The sequence below is a fragment of the Streptomyces sp. NPDC058671 genome (assembly GCF_042716475.1).
GTDB lineage: Bacteria > Actinomycetota > Actinomycetes > Streptomycetales > Streptomycetaceae > Streptomyces.
Map to the genome: position 1 here is coordinate 437,408 of NZ_JBHXSA010000002.1, position 16,182 is coordinate 453,589.

Here is a 16,182-nt window from a genome sequence, read left to right on the forward strand (position 1 = left end):
CTCAAACGGAGAAGCATCAGTCATGAGCGAGAGCACCACCATCCGCTGGGAGCAGGACGCGACCGGGATCGTCACCCTCGTCCTGGACGACCCCGACCAGTCCGCCAACACCATGAACCAGGCCTTCCGGGCCTCGATCATCGCCGTCGCCGACCGCGTGGAGGCCGAGAAGGACTCCATCCGCGGCATCATCTACACCTCCGCCAAGAAGACCTTCTTCGCGGGCGGCGACCTCAAGGACATGATCCAGGCGGGCCCCGAGCACGCCCAGGGCATCTTCGACGCCGCCATCGAGATGAAGCGGGCGCTGCGCCGCATCGAGACCCTCGGCAAGCCCGTCGTCGCCGCCGTCAACGGAGCCGCGCTCGGCGGCGGCTACGAGATCGCGCTCGCCTCCCACCACCGCGTCGCGCTCGACGCCCCCGGCTCCAAGATCGGCCTGCCCGAGGTCACCCTCGGCCTGCTGCCGGGCGGCGGCGGCGTCGCCCGCACCGTACGCCTCATGGGCATCACCGACGCCCTGCTCAAGGTGCTGCTCCAGGGCACCCAGTACAACCCGCGGCGCGCCCTGGAGAACGGGCTCGTCGACGCCGTGGCCGCCACCCCCGAGGAGATGATGGCCAAGGCCATCGCCTTCATCGACGCGCACCCCGAGTCCCGGCAGCCCTGGGACGTCCCCGGCCACCGGATCCCGGGCGGCACGCCGTCGAACCCCAAGTTCGCCGCCAACCTGCCGGCCTTCCCGGCCAACCTCCGCAAGCAGCTGGCCGGCGCGCCGTACCCGGCGCCGCGCGCCATCATGGCCGCCGCCGTCGAGGGCTCCCAGGTCGACTTCGAGACCGCGCTCACCATCGAGTCCCGCTACTTCACCGAGCTGGTCGTCGGCCAGAACGCGAAGAACATGATCCAGGCCTTCTTCTTCGACCTCCAGGCTGTGAACTCCGGCGCGAGCCGCCCGAAGGACATCGCGCGGAGCCAGGTCCGCAGGGTCGCCGTCCTCGGCGCCGGCATGATGGGCGCCGGCATCGCGTACTCCTGCGCCCGCGCCGGCATCGAGGTCGTCCTCAAGGACGTCTCCGCCGAGTCCGCCGCCAAGGGAAAGGCCTACTCCGAGGCGCTCTGCGCCAAGGCCGTGTCCCGCGGCCGCACCACCCAGGACAAGGCCGACGCGCTCCTGGCCCGCATCACCCCGACCGCCGAGGTCCGCGACCTCGCGGGCTGCGACGCCGTCATCGAGGCGGTCTTCGAGGACACCGCGCTCAAGCACAAGGTCTTCCAGGAGATCCAGGCCGTCGTCGCCCCCGACGCCCTGCTCTGCTCCAACACCTCCACCCTGCCGATCTCCGTCCTCGCCGAGGGCGTGGAGCGCCAGGTCGACTTCATCGGCCTGCACTTCTTCTCGCCCGTCGACAAGATGCCGCTCGTCGAGATCATCAAGGGCGATCGGACCGGCGACGAGGCCCTGGCCCGCGCGTTCGACCTGGTCCGGCAGATCAACAAGACGCCGATCGTCGTCAACGACTCGCGCGGCTTCTTCACCTCCCGGGTGATCGGCCACTTCATCAACGAGGGCGTCGCCATGCTCGGCGAGGGCATCGAGCCCGCATCGATCGAGCAGGCCGCCGCCCAGGCGGGCTACCCGGCGAAGGTCCTCTCCCTGATGGACGAGCTGACCCTGACCCTGCCCCGCAAGATCCGCAACGAGAGCAGGCGGGCGGTCGAGGAGGCCGGCGGGACCTGGACCAGCCACCCGGGCGAGGCCGTGATCGACCGCATGGTCGACGAGTTCGGCCGGCCCGGACGCAGCGGCGGCGCGGGCTTCTACGAGTACGGGGAGGACGGCAGGCGCGGCAGGCTCTGGCCCGGCCTGCGCGAGCACTTCACCAAGCCCGGACACGAGATCCCGTTCCGCGACATGCAGGAGCGGATGCTGTTCGCCGAGGCTCTGGACACCGTCCGCCTCCTGGAGGAGGGCGTCCTGACCTCGGTCGCCGACGCCAACATCGGCTCCATCCTGGGCATCGGCTTCCCGGCCTGGACCGGCGGCGTCCTGCAGTACGTCAACGGTTACGAGGGCGGTGTCGCCGGCTTCGTGGCCCGCGCCCGCGAGCTGGCGGCCACCTACGGGGAGCGGTTCGAGCCCCCGGCCCTCCTGGTGCGGAAGGCGGACCGGGGCGAGGTCTTCAGCGACTCCTGAACGCGGCCCTCAGCTCCTCGCTCAGCGAGCGCTGGAAGGCGGTGACGAGGGCCTGGACCACCATCGGCTGCATGTGCGCCGACAGCGACCTCATCGCGGTCAGGTGGTCCGGGTCCTCGCCGCTCTCCCGGTACGGGCTCCACACCCGCTCCTGGAAGAGCCGGGACAGCTCCTGGGCGGCGGCGCGGGCGTGCTCGAGGAGCACGGTGCGGGAGGCGAGGATCGTCTCGTGCTCGATCGGCACGTCCAGGAGCTCCACGCCGAGCCGCAGGAGCGCGCCGTCGAGCCGGAAGGCGTCGGCGTCCTCGGTCCGGTCGAGGACGCCCATCGCGGCCAGCCGGTCGACGTCCTGCTCCGTCAGTGCCCGCCCGGCGCGCCGCTCCAGGTCGCGCCGGGCGATGACCTCGGCCGACTCGGGAGCCCAGGAGGCCACCAGGGCCCGGTGGATGGCGAGGTCCTGGGCGCTGAGATCGGGCGGCAGCTGCTCCACGTACCGTTCGATCGCCGCCAGCGTCATGCCCTGCCGCTGGAGCTCCTCGATGAGCGCGAGCCGCGACAGGTGTCCCGGGCCGTAGTGGCCGACGCGCCGCGCCCCGATCACGGGCGGGGGCAGCAGCCCCCGGGTCCCGTAGAACCGCACCGTCCGCACGGTGACCCCGGCCCGCGCGGCCAGCTCGTCGACGGTGTAGGTCGGCACGTCCTCCGCCGTCACGCCGTGCGCGGTCACGTCCTCACCCGGCACGTCGGTTCCCGGCAGGTCCTCATCCGGCACGTCCCCCTCGCCGCTCCCGACGCCCATCCGAGGTGCCCTCACTTCCCGTGCGGTCGACCCGCCGGTCCGGGTCGCTTGAACAGTATTGCTGTCTCACCAGCGCTGTAAAAGGGCGCGGGTACGGGTCGGCCCCGGGTCGGCAGTAGACTCGACGTCCGTGGCGGATACACAGTACGAAGACCTGTTGCGACTGGTGCTCACCTCCGGGACGGCCAAGGCCGACCGGACCGGGACCGGCACCCGGAGTGTCTTCGGGCACCAGCTCCGCTATGACCTCTCCCAGGGGTTCCCGCTGGTCACCACGAAGAAGGTGCACCTCAAGTCCATCGTGTACGAGCTCCTGTGGTTCCTCCGCGGCGACTCGAACGTCGGCTGGCTCCAGGAGCACGGCGTCAGCATCTGGAACGAGTGGGCCGACGCGGACGGCGAGCTCGGCCCCGTCTACGGCGTGCAGTGGCGGTCCTGGCCGACGCCCGACGGCCGGCACATCGACCAGATCAGCCAGGTCCTCGACACCCTGCGCGACGACCCCGACTCCCGCCGGATGATCGTCTCCGCCTGGAACGTCGCCGAACTGGACCGGATGGCGCTCGCCCCGTGCCACGCCTTCTTCCAGTTCTACGTCGCCGACGGCAGGCTCTCCTGCCAGCTGTACCAGCGCAGCGCGGACCTGTTCCTCGGCGTCCCCTTCAACATCGCGAGCTACGCCCTGCTCACCCACATGGTGGCGCAGCAGACGGGGCTCGAACCGGGCGACTTCATCTGGACCGGCGGCGACTGCCACATCTACGACAACCACGTGCGACAGGTCACCGAGCAGCTCTCGCGCACCCCGTTCGACTTCCCGGAGCTGCGCCTCCACAAGACCGACTCGCTGTTCGAGTACGCCTACGCCGACGTGGAGGTCGTGGACTACCGCCACCACCCGGCGATCAAGGCCCAGGTAGCGGTATGAGCACCGGGGCGAACGGCGGCATGTCCGTCGGGCTGATCTGGGCGCAGACCCGCGAGGGCGTGATCGGCGCGGCGAACGCGATCCCGTGGCGCCTTCCCGAGGACATGGCGCACTTCAAGGCGACCACCCTCGGCCACCCCGTGATCATGGGCCGCAGGACCTGGGACTCGCTGCCCGCGCGCTTCCGCCCGCTGTCGGGCCGACGCAACATCGTGGTGACGCGCGACCCGCACTGGACGGCCGAGGGCGCGGAGCGCGCCGAGTCCATCGAGACGGCCCTGCGCCTCGCGACCGAGCCGGCCGGTGCGACGACGACGTGGGTGATCGGCGGAGGCGAGATCTACCGCGCGGCCCTGCCCCACGCCACCACGCTCTCGGTGACGGAGGTGGACACCCCGATCACCGGCGACACCTACGCCCCGCCACTCGACCCGACCTGGCAGCTCACGGCGGACACGGACTGGCAGCACTCCACCACCACCCTCCGCTACCGCATCCGCCACTACACCCGCACCTGAGACCCCACCGCGCACCCGGCCGGGGGCGGGAGCTAGAGTCTGCCGCTGATCGGACCGGGGGGTTCGGGAGAGCAGGGGGCGGATGTACGCGCAACTCAAGGAGACGGCCGACGAGTTGGCCGGGGTCCTGTGGCGGGAGCACACCGTCTACCGGGAGCGGGGTGGCGGTGTGGTGATCAGGGGCGAGCATGTGGGGCGCTGGATCAGTCTCGGGCCGACCGGGGGCAGGGACCAGGCGTTGCTGCGGGCGGGTCGGCTCCTCGACGGGGGGACCACGGCCCCGGCCCGGACCGAGGTGGTCGTGGATCTGACCGCCGGGACGGCGGAGCTGGCGGCGGTCTGCCGGAGCCTCCTCGCCGAGGTCGCCGCCGTCGCCGAACCGGTTCCGGCCGGGGCGGGACGCGCGAGATCGGCCGGGAGGCGGAGGAGGCCGGGTCGGGCGGCACGCGCCGCCCGACCCGGCCGGCCCCGCAAGGGGCGGCACACGAGCCTGGGTTCCTTCTTCGTGCTGCTCTGTGTCGCCGGGGTCCTCGGTGCCTGGCTCTACAGCCTCTTCGGCAGGCCCGGGTACTGAGCCCGCGCCCGCCGCCGGTCGCCGGTTCGGGCAGGTCAGTACCCGAGCACCGGGTAGTGGTCGCTGAGGTTGGTGTACGTGTACCGCGTACCCCAGCTGGAGACCGACCACGGAGCGCTCCGCTCCAGGACCACGTGGTTGGTCCAGCCGGCGGGCCGGGCGTTCCCGGCGCGGAAGAGGACGTGGTCGAGGTCCTCGCGCGGGTCGTCCGGGTAGCGCTCGGAGGCGATCGAGTTAAGGTCGGTGTCGAAGGAGTACGGGTGGCCGGTGCGGGCGTCGGCCCCCGCCAGGCCCGCGTCGGCGAGCATCGTGCCGTACTCGGGCGTGTGCGAGTCGACGTTCATGTCACCGGCGACGATCACCTGCTCGTTCGCCGGGATGTTCTTGGCGTCGAGGAAGGCGTCGAGCGCCTTGAACTGGCTGCTGCGCGTCTGCGCCGCCTCGCCCGCCGAGCAGCCCGGGTCGGTCGACTGGGCGTGGGTGCCCACGACGTGCACCCGGCTGCCGTTCACGTCCAGGGCGGCGTACGCGAAGCCCTTGTTCGAGTACCAGTCGGCGCCGCAGGCGTCCTTGTAGACGTACTGCTCCTTGCGGACGATCGGCCACTTGCTGAGGATCGTCACTCCGCCGTCCTCGGGCGTCGTCGCGGAGTACGCCCCGCCGGTGGCGTCCCAGCCGCTCTTGCCGCGGCCCACGACCGGGGTCTGGTGCGGGTACCGTCCGGCGGCGTTCGCCTTGAGCGCGTCCGATGCGGAGTTGTCGAAGGCCTCCTGGAGGACGACGACGTCCTGCCCCTGGAAGAAGGAGGCGGCGGGGATCGCCGCGGCCCGGTGGTCCTGCCCCCAGTTCGGGTACAGGTTCTTGGAGAAGAGGAACGCGTTGTACGAGAGCACCTTCAGCCGCGGGCCCTCGGCGGCCGCGGCGGGGGCCGCGGTCGCGCCGGGCGCGGTCGCCGCCACGGTGACGGCGGCGAGGGCGAGCGAAAGTGCGGCGCCGGGGGCACGGCGAAGCGCGGCGAACGACACGTGAACTCCCAAAAGAGGGTGGGGGGTTGACCTTGCGCCGCACATACAATCAGTCGTGGTTACCTTCCGGTAGCCTTCGGGTGCCGGGAATCTGGCCGGGCCCGCACAAGCGCACCAACTCTCCCGCCGCTGTCTGATTTGTGGTGTTTTTGTCCAGGTAGAATGCGCGCATGACCCTCGCGAGCAACTCACAGATCTTCAACATGGACCTCGGTCCGCTCAACCCCGTCCTGGCCGAGCTCATCCTCGGCGCGGTTCTGTTCGGGCTCACCTTCCTCCTCCTTGCGAAGGGCATCCTGCCCAAGATCCGTCGCACCCTCGACGCCCGCGAGGACGCCATCGAGGGCGGCACCGACCGCGCCGACGGCCTGCGCGCCGAGGCCACGCAGATCCGTGAGCAGTACGAGGCCGAGCTCGCCGAGGCCCGCCACGACGCGGCCCGTATCCGCTCCAAGGCCGTCGAGGAGGGCTCGGTCGCCATCGCCGCCGCCCGCGCCGAGGGCAACGCCGAGCGGGACGCGATCCTCGCCGCCGGTGCCCAGAAGATCGCCTCCGAGCGTGCCGCCGCCGAGCGCGAGCTCACCGCGGACGTCGACGCCTGGGCCCACGCCCTCGCCGCCCGTATCGTCGGCGAGCCGGTCGGCGCCGACCGCGTCTGATCCGTGCGTCCCCGGAAGGGGCCGTCACCCGGGGTCGCAGGACCCGGGTGACGGCCCCTTCGTCGTGGGTGCAGTCTGGAGGTGAGGAGAGCCCCCATGGAACACGTGAACCCCACCGACCCCGCTCCGCCGCCCGTCGGCGGCGTGCTGTGGAGCGTCGCCGGTGACATCCGGGCGCTCCTGATGCTGCCCGCCGCCCTCACCATGCAGGTCGCCCACCCGGCCATCGGCGCCGGCGTGGACGCGCACTCCGTCTTCCGGACCGACCCCTGGGGCCGCGGCGAACGCTCCCTGCGCTCGCTCCAGCTGTGGATCTACGGCGGCGAGGACGCCGCACGGGAAGGGCGCCGTCTGCGGGAACTGCACCGCACGATCCAGGGCACCGACGCCCATGGCCGCCGCTATCACGCCCTCACCCCCGCCTACTACTCATGGGTCCACGCGACCGGCTTCCCCGTCTACACCCGGGGCCTCCGCCTGCTCGTCCGTCCCCTCACCGAGGCCCAGGAACGGCAGCTGTACGCGGAGTGGCTCCAGGTCGGCCGGATCCTCGGCATCCACGACCGGGACATGCCGCGGACGATCGAGGAATTCTGGCCGTACTACCGGAAGGTCCTGGCGGACGAGCTGGAGGCGACCGTCGTCGTCCGGGAGCTGCTCGATCCCGACCAGCCGGTGCCCGCCCCGGACCGCGGCCCCCTGCCGGTCAGGCTCGCCTGCCGGCTGCTCTGGCCCGTCCTTCGCCGCCCGTTCCTGCGGCTGCGGGCCTTCCTCACCGTGGGCCTGATGCCGCCGGACGCCCGGGAGGCCATCGGTCTGGAGTGGACGGACGCACAGGAACGCACCCTGCGCCGGTCCGCCCGGGTCGTCCGGGCCGTGGTCCCCGTACTGCCGGAGCGGCTGCGCTACCTCCCGCAGGCCCGCAGGGCACGCGAAGCCGCCCGCCGCGCCTCGCGCTGACGGACAGCTCCGCGCGTCCCGCACGGATCGGAGTCCGGGCGCGCCCCGGTCTCGTACCGGTCAGTGCGCGTGGTGCTCCCCGGTCTCGTGGATCGTGTTCGTCTCGGCGATCTTCTTCCACGACCTGGGCTGCGGCGGCTTCACCGGCGTCGTCGCCCGAGCGGTGGACCGCGCGGCCGGGGCGGACAGCCCGGCCGCGGCCGCCGTCGGCGATGACGGCTTCGACGGCTGGTACAACCAGGTGTCGAAGAGCCCGGCCAGTGGCTTGCCGGAGACCCGCTCCGCGTACCGCACGAAGTCGGAGACCCGCGCGTTGCCGTGGGCGAACTCCTGCGGCCAGCCCTTCAGGATCGCGAAGAAGTCCTCGTCGCCGATCTCGTTGCGCAGCGCCTGGAGCGCCAGCGCTCCCCGGTCGTAGACCGCGATGTGGAACTGGTTCTCGGGTCCCGGGTCACCCGGCTTCACCGTCCAGAACGGGTCCTCGGCCGTCCGGAGGGCGTACACGTAGTCCGCGAGCTCCTGGGCCGTGCCCTCGCCCTCCTTCTCCGACCACAGCCACTGGCTGTAGCGGGCGAAGCCCTCGTTGACCCAGATGTCCTTCCAGTCGCGGACGGACACGCTGTCGCCGTACCACTGGTGCGCCAGCTCGTGGACGACCACCGACACGTTCGCGCCGTGGGCGAACTGGCGCGGGCTGTAGAACGGGCGGGTCTGCGTCTCCAGGGCGAAGCCGCTCGTCACGTTCGGCACGTACCCGCCGAGGGCGTTGAAGGGGTACGGTCCGAAGACCCCTTCCAGCCACTCGGCGACCTCGGTCGTGCGCTCGACGGAGGCGCGCGCGGCGCCGTCGTTGTCGCCGAGGTCCTTGCTGTACGCGTTGAGGACGGGCAGCCCGTTCGCCGTCCTGTCCGTCGTGATGTCGAATTTGCCGACGGCGAGCGTGGCCAGATAGGTCGCCTGCGGCTTGTTCGAGCGCCAGTTGAAGCGGGTCCAGCCGAGGCGCGAGGACTGCGACTGCAGCACGCCGTTGCTGATGGCCTGGTGGCCGTCCGGCACCGAGACGGAGACGTCGAAGGTGGCCTTGTCGAGCGGGTGGTCGTTGGACGGGAACCACCAGATGGCCGAATCCGGCTCCTGCGCGGCGACCCCGCCGTCCGGGGTGCGGGCCCAGGCGGTCCAGCCGTCGATCTTCACCTCGGAGGGCTTGCCCGCGTAGCGGACGACGACCGAGATCGCCTTGTTCCTCTCCAGCGGGGTGGCCGGGGTGACCTCCAGTTCGTGGGCTCCCGAGGTGGTGAACCTCGCGAGGCGCCCGTTGACCCGGACCTCGCTGACCTTCAGGCCGAGGTCGAGGTTGAAGCGGGAGAGGTTCTGCTTCGTCGTGGCGAGGATCGTCGCCGTGCCCTCCAGGAGGTCGGTGGCGGGCTGGTACGTCAGGCGCAGGTCGTAGTGGGAGACGTCGTAGCCCCCGTTGCCGCTGGTGGGGTAGTAGGAGTCGCCGATGCCCGGGGCCCCGGGGACGTGGTCGGCCGCCGATGCCGGGATCACCAGCAGCAGGGCGGCCGCGAGGGCGCTCGGAACGATGATTCTGCGGTGCACAGGTGCTCCCCAAGTCATAAGAAACGTCAGACACGTGGGTGGGCGTCGATCCTTGGTCCGGACACTATTCAGCCCCCGACGCACCGTCACGTCCAGAGGACCCCCTGTCACACGATCGCCATTCGGCCGACATGGAGCCGCCCGTCTCGGGGATCACCCCGCATCACCCCTGATTCCCTGCGGCACTCTTTTGCACGGGAGTTGACCGGGGTACGTTCCGGCCCATGCCGATGCGAACGCGGAGAACCCGCGGAGCCCGACTGCCGTACGGACCCCTCGTGGCCGCGGCCACCGCTGCCCTGCTCGCGACCCTGGTCTCCCCGGCGGGCGCACAGCCGGCGCCCCCCGGGCCCTCCCCTCGCGAATCCCGGCCCGTCCACTCGTACGCCGACGCCATCCGTGAGTCCGTCTGGGTCGACACCGGACTCGACGGTGACGGCGACGGGCGCGCGGACCGGGTCGCCGTCGACATCGTGCGCCCCCGGGAACCCGCCGCCGCCGGCCGGAGGATCCCGGTCATCATGGACGCCAGCCCCTACTACGCCTGCTGCGGACGCGGCAACGAGGGACAGAAGAAGACCTACGACGCCGACGGCGACCCCGTCCAGTTCCCCCTCTTCTACGACAACTTCTTCGTCCCCCGGGGATACGCCTTCGCCGCCGTCGACCTCGCCGGCACCAGCCGCTCCGACGGCTGCGACGACGTCGGCGGCCGCTCCGACGTCCAGTCGGCCAAGGCCGTCGTCGACTGGCTGAACGGCCGGGCCCGCGGCTACACCTCCCGCACGGGAGACACCCGGGCCCGCGCCACCACGTGGAGCACCGGGAACGTCGGCATGATCGGCAAGAGCTGGGACGGCACCGTCGCCAACGGCGTCGCCGCCACCGGCGTCGACGGACTGAAGACGATCGTCCCGATCGGCGCCATCTCCAGCTGGTACGACTACTTCCACTCCCAGGGCGCCCCCCTCTACGACGCCAACCCGAGCTGGCTCTCCGCGCACGTCGGCAGCCCCGAGGCGCGGGCCCGCTGCGGTGCCGTCCAGGACCGCATCGCCGCCGGCACCCCCTACAGCGGCGACCTGACCCCGGCCTGGACCGAGCGCGACCACGTGCGGAACGCGGGCAAGGTCAGGGCGAGCGTCTTCGTCGTGCACGGGCAGCAGGACCTCAACGTGCGCGCCGGACAGTTCGGCCGGTGGTGGGACGCGCTCGCCGCCCACGGCGTCGAGCGGAAGATCTGGCTCTCCCAGACCGGCCACGTCGACCCCTTCGACTTCCGCCGCGCCGACTGGGTCCGCACCCTGCACCGCTGGTTCGACCACCACCTCCTCGGATACGAGAACGGCATCGACCGCGAGCCGGTCGCCGACATCGAGCGCGCCCCGGACCGCTGGACCACCGACCGGCACTGGCCGCCGCGCGCCACCGAGGGCACCACCCTGCGGCCCGCTCCCGGCGCCCCGGCGGGACCCGGCGTCCTCGGCCGTGCCCCCGCCGCCCCCGGCTCCACCGCGACCTTCACCGACGACCCGAGCCTCGGTGAGCTCGACTGGGCGGCCCGGATCGACAGCGCGACCCCGGAGAAGGCCGGATTCGTCACCCTCCCCCTCTCCCGCGACCTGCGGATCTCCGGCTCCTCGAAGGTGACGGTCACGGCCACCCCGAGCACCGCCACCGCGCACCTCTCCGCCGTCCTCGTCGACCTGGGCCCCGACACGATCCGCGACTACGGAGCCCCCGGCGAAGGCATCACCACCCTCACCGCCCGCACCTGCTGGGGCGCGAGCGCCCCCGGCGACAGCGCCTGCTTCAAGGAGACCGAGGCCCGTACCGCGGACGTCGGCCACACGGTCCTCAGCCGGGGATGGGCCGACCTCGGCACCTGGGCCGACCCGGACAAGGAGCGCCAGCTGACCCCCGGCAGGGCGTACACGATGACCCTGGACCTCGCCGCCACCGACCATGTCGTCCCGGCCGGACACCGGCTGGCCCTGATCGTCGCCGGCACCGACGAGGGCCTCCTCGACCCCCCGTCGACCACCCCGACCCTGACCCTCGACCTCGCCCGTACCTGGGCCGAACTGCCGCTGGTCGGAGGTCCCGCGGCCTTCGGCCGGGCCACCTCCGGGCCGTACCCGACCGTGCCGTCGCCCTCCGCCGTACCGTCCCCGAGCGGCGCCGCACCGCCGGTCGCCGTGACGGGTCCGCGCCTTCCCGGAGCAGGAGCCGCCCGATGAAACCCCCCACCGCGCTCCGGAGTTCGCGGCGCGCCCTCGCCCTCGTGGCGGGCGCCGCGGCTCTCGCCCTGCCGCTCGTCACCGTCCCCGCCAAGGCCGCGGACAGCGCTCCCGCGAAGCCGCCGCCCCGCACCGGTTTCGAGGCGACCCGAGGTGCGCGATGGACCACCGAGGCCGAGGAGCGGGACTTCCTCGCGGCCGTCGACCGGGCGAGCGAGCGGGTGTCGCTGCGGGTGATCGGCACCACCGCGCAGGGCCGTCCCCTCCGGCTCGCCACCCTCGGCACGGGCCGCACCACCGTGCTGCTCGTCTGCAGTCAGCACGGCGACGAGCCGGCCGGCCGCGAGGCCTGTCTGAGCACGGTGCGCGACCTCGCCCACGCCCAGGACCGGCAGACCCGGCACTTCCTCGCCCGGACCACCCTCCTCGTCGTCCCCACCGCCAACCCCGACGGCCGGGAGGCCGACACCCGGGGCAACGGCGACGGGGTCGACGTCAACCGCGACCACATCGCGCTGCGGACCGCCGAGGCACGGGCGGTCGCCGCCGTCATCCGCGACCGGCGCCCGGCACTCGTCTACGACCTGCACGAGTACGGTGCCACCCCCCGCTACTACGACAAGGACTTGCTCGCCCTCTGGCCGCGCAGCCTCGACGCGGACCCGCACGTCCACGACGAGTCCCGGACCCTCTCCGAGGCCTACGTCAGGCCCGCCGCCGGGCTCGCGGGCCACAGCAGCGGCATCTACGGCATCTGGACCGACCCGCTCACCGGCAAACCCCTCAAGCAGGTCGCCGGCGACGGCCAGGAGCGGATCCTGCGCAACACGGCGGGTATCAAGCACTCCGCGGGTCTGCTCGTCGAGACCCGGGTGGACGCGCTCGACGAGTCCGAGCAGAACGATCCCGCACGCAATCACCGGCGCCGGGTCGCCACTCAGCACGCCGCTCTGGAGGGCGCCTTCGCCTACGTCGAGAGGCGGCGCGGACCGCTCACGGCGGCCACCGCCGCGGCCCGGCTCACCGGCTTCGCCGACCGGGGGCCGGTGTACCTCGGGGGCGCCGACAACGATCCGCCGGAGCCCGGGGAGATCATCGCCGACCCCCCGTGCGGATATCGCCTCGACGCCGCCCAGTACGCCGACGTGGGCGACGAACTCGCCCTGCACGGCGTCACCGTGCGCCCCCGGGGTGTGGGAGTGTTCGTGCCGCTGCGCCAGTCGCACCGCGCGCTCGTCCCCCTGCTCCTCGACGCACGGGCGACCTACCACCTCGTCAGTGGGGCTCCTGTGGAGAGGTGTTGACGATCATGTGCCACAGGGTCGCGATGGCGTGCACCCGACGTTTGCCGCGGTAAAGTTACCCACCGGTACTGACCATGCCTCGAACAGGCCCTCACGGCCTGGAAGTTGGAGAACCACCATGCGCACCACCCCCACCGCACGTCGCACCCTGACGTCGCTGCTCGCCACGACGCTGCTCGCCGGAGGCGTGCTGCTCGGCCAGACGGTGACCGCCGAGCCCGCCGCCGCCGGCACCATCACCTGCAACGTCGACAAGCTGAGGGCCGACGCCCGCAAGGAGCGCGACCGGGCCGCCCAGCTCAAGCGCCTCGGCGCCACGACGGAGGCCCGCAGGGCCATCGCCCGCGCCGACGCCCTCGAGCGTCGCGCCCGCCAGTGCGCCGACGCGGAGAACGACAGCAAGCCGCCGCTCTGGAAGTAGCGACATCCACGGGGCGGAGCCGATCGCCGAGACCGGCCCGCCCCGGTCCCGCCGGCCCCCGTACCGGGACCGGTACATTTCCGGGACGACCCAGCCATGGAACGGGGCCGGTGGCCGGGGAATGCTTGGCGGCATGCCGGCCGCTTACACGACCCTCGACCTCGCCCCCGCCGTCCTCCCGTACGGCGCCCCTCCCGAGGGCTTTCCCCGCCCCCGGCCCGACGACGTCGATCTCGTCGTCGACGGCACACCGCTGCTCCACCGGCTCGACGAGGCCGACGGCGACATGGTCTCGCCCCTGGCGGCGGACCTGCCGCCCACCCTCCGCGCCGAGCACGTCCGCCTGCTCCTCCACCCCGGCCCCTCGCTCGCGGACGGCCGCCAGGTGATCCACTCGTGTCCCGACTGCCGGGACCCCGGCTGCGGAGCCGTCACGGCCGTCGTCGAGCGGGCGGGCGAGGACGGCGAGGACGTCGTCTGGCGCGACTTCGCCTGGCAGACCGGCCCCACCGCCGACCCGGCGCACGAGGGCTACCGCGGCGTCGGCCCGTTCCGCTTCCACGGCGCGACCTACCGGGCCGTCCTGCTGCGCGTCCTCGACGCCCCGGAGCTGACCTGCCAGGACAGGACCCTCTGCGACACGCTCTAGAATTCGTTCCCTGATGACTGCAACCCTCGTCGCCAAGGACCTCGCCGCCGGCCACGGCGAACGCACCCTCTTCGCCGGGCTCGACCTCGTCGTCGCCCCCGGCGACGTGATCGGCCTCGTCGGCGCCAACGGCGCCGGCAAGTCGACCCTGCTGCGGCTGCTCGCCGGCATGGACACCCCGGAGGAGGGCGAGCTCCGGCTCTCCCCGCCCACCGCCGCCGTCGGCCACCTCCCGCAGGAGCCGGAGCGGCGCGCCGGGGAGACCGTCGGTGAGTTCCTCGCCCGGCGCACCGGCGTCGCCGCCGCCCAGGCGGCCATGGACGAGGCCACCCAGGGCCTCGTCGACGGCACGCCCGGCGCCGACGACGCGTACGCCACGACCCTGGAGCGCTGGCTGGACCTCGGCGGCGCCGACCTGGAGGAGCGCGCCGAGGAGGTCGCCGACTCCCTCGGCCTCACCGTCGGCCTCGACCAGCCGATGACCTCCCTCTCCGGCGGTCAGGCCGCCCGCGCCGGGCTCGCCTCGCTCCTCCTCTCCCGCTACGACGTCTTCCTCCTCGACGAGCCCACGAACGACCTGGACCTCGAGGGCCTGGAGCGCCTGGAGGCCTTCGTGAAGGGCCTTCGGGCGGGGACGGTCGTCGTCAGCCACGACCGCGAGTTCCTCACCCGTACCGTCACCAAGGTCCTGGAACTCGACCTCGCCCAGCAGCAGATCACCCTGTACGGCGGCGGTTACGAGGCGTACCTGGAGGAGCGGGACACCGCCCGGCGCCACGCGCGCGAGGAGTTCGACGAGTACGCGGGCCGGAAGGCGGCCCTTGAGGCGCGCGGCCATATGCAGCGGTCCTGGATGGACAAGGGCGTCAAGAACGCCCGCCGCAAGGCCACCGACGGCGACAAGCTCGGACGCAACGCCCGCAGCGAGGCCAGCGAGAAGCAGGCCGCGAAGGCCCGCCAGACGCAGCGCATGATCGAACGCCTCGACGTCGTCGACGAGCCCCGCAAGGAGTGGGAGCTGCGCATGGAGATCGCGGCCGCGCCGCGCTCCGGCTCGGTCGTCGCGACCCTGCGCGAGGCGGAGGTGCGCCGCGGCGACTTCGGCTTCGGCCCCGCCAGCCTCCAGATCGACTGGGCCGACCGGGTCGCCGTCACTGGGGCCAACGGCGCCGGGAAGTCGACCCTGCTCGCCGCGCTCCTGGGCCGGCTGCCGCTCGACGCGGGGGACGCGTACCTCGGCCCGGGCGTCGTCGTCGGAGAGGTCGACCAGGCCCGCAAGCTCTTCCACGGTACGGAGACCCTCCTGGAGGCGTTCTGCGCGGCCGTGCCCGACACGGAGCCCGCCGAGGTCCGTACCCTGCTCGCCAAGTTCGGCCTCAAGGCCGCCCATGTGATGCGGCCCGCCACCACCCTGTCCCCGGGCGAGCGGACCCGGGCCGCGCTGGCCCTGCTCCAGGGGCGGGGTGTGAACCTGCTGGTCCTGGACGAGCCGACCAACCATCTGGACCTGCCGGCCATCGAGCAGCTGGAGGCCGCACTCGACTCGTACACCGGCACGCTGCTGCTCGTCACCCACGACCGGCGCATGCTGGACGCGGTCCGCACCACCCGGCGCATCGAGGTCGCCGACGGCAAGGTGACCGAACTCTGATGGCGGTCTCCTTCGGCCGGGGACCCGTGGAAGCGCGGGCCCCCGCCCCGTCGGCGGCCAGGCCGTGGCCGGCCACCGTGGGCCCGCTCGCCGCCTTGCACGGTGGTGACCCGGGCCGTGAACTGTACGAGTACGGCTTTCCGCAGGACGTGGCCGTGGCCGCGGAGGTCGACGGCCCGACGGCCGTCCCCGTCCTCGCGGACGGCGTTTCCCAGGAGGCACCATGACCGACCTACTGACCCGGCTGACCGAGATGCTGGACGATCTGGACGCGGACGTCGACGAGACGATCGACCTCGCCGACGAGATCGCGGCCTCGGGCGACGCCGGTCTCCTTCCGCGCCTCCAGTCGGAGCTGGACCGTGCCCTGACCGAGCGGAACGCCTACGCCCGCGAACTCCTCGGTGGTGTCCTCGCCGCCATCGGCGGCCCGGACGCCCTGCCCGCGCTGATCCGCGCCTCGGCCGTCGACCTCGGTGACGACCAGGACGGCCTGGCCGCCGAGATCGTCGATCTCGTCCAGGCGGACCCGAAGGCCGCCCGCGCCCTCCTTCAGCCCCTCACGGAGGACGACGACCTCTCCGTCGCCCATCGTGCCGACTGGGCCATGCGCTTCCTGCCGTAGGGAGAACCTCCTCATGGGGCGAGGCCACGGCCC

Annotated in this window: 16 protein-coding genes; 13 read left to right on the top strand and 3 right to left on the bottom strand. The window is 72.6% G+C overall.

The features are described from left to right. Positions 1 to 22: 22 nt before the first annotated feature. A complete protein-coding gene (locus ACFWV2_RS04210) occupies positions 23 to 2,197 on the top strand; it encodes a 3-hydroxyacyl-CoA dehydrogenase NAD-binding domain-containing protein (protein WP_384401378.1) in 2,175 nt (724 codons plus the stop codon). On the opposite strand, the gene ACFWV2_RS04215 is transcribed toward ACFWV2_RS04210, so the two are convergent. Next, positions 2,184 to 2,909 carry a MerR family transcriptional regulator gene (locus ACFWV2_RS04215; RefSeq protein ID WP_384401490.1) on the bottom strand — a complete coding sequence of 242 codons (726 nt, stop codon included), beginning with the start codon at positions 2,907 to 2,909 and terminating at the stop codon, positions 2,184 to 2,186. The genes ACFWV2_RS04210 and ACFWV2_RS04215 overlap by 14 nt on opposite strands. Positions 2,910 to 3,126: 217 nt before the next feature. Between ACFWV2_RS04215 and ACFWV2_RS04220 the strand changes: the two genes are divergently transcribed. The 3 genes from ACFWV2_RS04220 (at position 3,127) to ACFWV2_RS04230 (ending at position 5,016) form a co-directional block, all read left to right on the top strand. Next, the gene (locus tag ACFWV2_RS04220; protein ID WP_384401380.1) at positions 3,127 to 3,924 is read left to right on the top strand and encodes a thymidylate synthase; all 798 of its coding nucleotides are present in this window, start codon (positions 3,127 to 3,129) and stop codon (positions 3,922 to 3,924) included. Between the two features lie 20 nt (positions 3,925 to 3,944). Then, a complete protein-coding gene (locus ACFWV2_RS04225; protein WP_384401493.1) occupies positions 3,945 to 4,442 on the top strand; it encodes a dihydrofolate reductase in 498 nt (165 codons plus the stop codon). 82 nt (positions 4,443 to 4,524) lie between these two features. After that, positions 4,525 to 5,016: a hypothetical protein gene (locus tag ACFWV2_RS04230; protein WP_384401383.1), complete on the top strand. Its 492-nt coding sequence runs from the start codon at positions 4,525 to 4,527 to the stop codon at positions 5,014 to 5,016. Between the two features lie 35 nt (positions 5,017 to 5,051). Here ACFWV2_RS04230 and sph read toward each other — a convergent pair whose 3' ends face one another. Then, positions 5,052 to 6,086: a sphingomyelin phosphodiesterase gene (sph, locus tag ACFWV2_RS04235; RefSeq protein WP_384401386.1), complete on the bottom strand. Its 1,035-nt coding sequence runs from the start codon at positions 6,084 to 6,086 to the stop codon at positions 5,052 to 5,054. Between the two features lie 125 nt (positions 6,087 to 6,211). Between sph and ACFWV2_RS04240 the strand changes: the two genes are divergently transcribed. Continuing rightward, positions 6,212 to 6,700 (top strand): hypothetical protein, encoded by a 489-nt coding sequence (locus tag ACFWV2_RS04240; RefSeq protein ID WP_384401389.1) that lies wholly within the window; start codon positions 6,212 to 6,214, stop codon positions 6,698 to 6,700. Positions 6,701 to 6,796: 96 nt separating this feature from the next. Then, entirely contained in the window at positions 6,797 to 7,660 is an 864-nt protein-coding gene (locus ACFWV2_RS04245; RefSeq protein WP_384401392.1) for an oxygenase MpaB family protein, read from the top strand. A gap of 60 nt (positions 7,661 to 7,720) precedes the next feature. On the opposite strand, the gene ACFWV2_RS04250 is transcribed toward ACFWV2_RS04245, so the two are convergent. Further along, positions 7,721 to 9,259 (bottom strand): M1 family metallopeptidase, encoded by a 1,539-nt coding sequence (locus ACFWV2_RS04250; RefSeq protein WP_384401395.1) that lies wholly within the window; start codon positions 9,257 to 9,259, stop codon positions 7,721 to 7,723. 224 nt (positions 9,260 to 9,483) lie between these two features. On the opposite strand from ACFWV2_RS04250, the gene ACFWV2_RS04255 reads away from it, so the two are divergent. The 7 genes from ACFWV2_RS04255 to ACFWV2_RS04285 all read left to right on the top strand — a co-directional run bounded on the left by ACFWV2_RS04255 (position 9,484) and on the right by ACFWV2_RS04285 (position 16,149). After that, positions 9,484 to 11,499 (top strand): Xaa-Pro dipeptidyl-peptidase, encoded by a 2,016-nt coding sequence (locus tag ACFWV2_RS04255; protein WP_384401398.1) that lies wholly within the window; start codon positions 9,484 to 9,486, stop codon positions 11,497 to 11,499. Beyond that, positions 11,496 to 12,803, top strand: coding sequence for a M14 family metallocarboxypeptidase (locus ACFWV2_RS04260; protein ID WP_384401401.1), 1,308 nt, complete (start codon positions 11,496 to 11,498; stop codon positions 12,801 to 12,803). The genes ACFWV2_RS04255 and ACFWV2_RS04260 overlap by 4 nt, the downstream gene beginning before the upstream one ends. 118 nt (positions 12,804 to 12,921) lie before the next feature. Further along, positions 12,922 to 13,224, top strand: a complete 303-nt coding sequence (locus ACFWV2_RS04265; protein WP_384401404.1) for a hypothetical protein — start codon at positions 12,922 to 12,924, stop codon at positions 13,222 to 13,224. 133 nt (positions 13,225 to 13,357) lie between these two features. Next, a complete protein-coding gene (locus tag ACFWV2_RS04270) occupies positions 13,358 to 13,873 on the top strand; it encodes a hypothetical protein (RefSeq protein WP_384401407.1) in 516 nt (171 codons plus the stop codon). Between the two features lie 13 nt (positions 13,874 to 13,886). Next, positions 13,887 to 15,524, top strand: a complete 1,638-nt coding sequence (locus tag ACFWV2_RS04275) for an ABC-F family ATP-binding cassette domain-containing protein (protein ID WP_384401410.1) — start codon at positions 13,887 to 13,889, stop codon at positions 15,522 to 15,524. Next, a complete protein-coding gene (locus ACFWV2_RS04280; RefSeq protein ID WP_384401413.1) occupies positions 15,524 to 15,751 on the top strand; it encodes a hypothetical protein in 228 nt (75 codons plus the stop codon). The genes ACFWV2_RS04275 and ACFWV2_RS04280 overlap by 1 nt, the downstream gene beginning before the upstream one ends. Then, positions 15,748 to 16,149, top strand: a complete 402-nt coding sequence (locus ACFWV2_RS04285) for a hypothetical protein (RefSeq protein ID WP_384401416.1) — start codon at positions 15,748 to 15,750, stop codon at positions 16,147 to 16,149. Before ACFWV2_RS04280 ends, ACFWV2_RS04285 begins: the two co-directional genes overlap by 4 nt. The last annotated feature ends 33 nt before the right edge of the window (positions 16,150 to 16,182 follow it).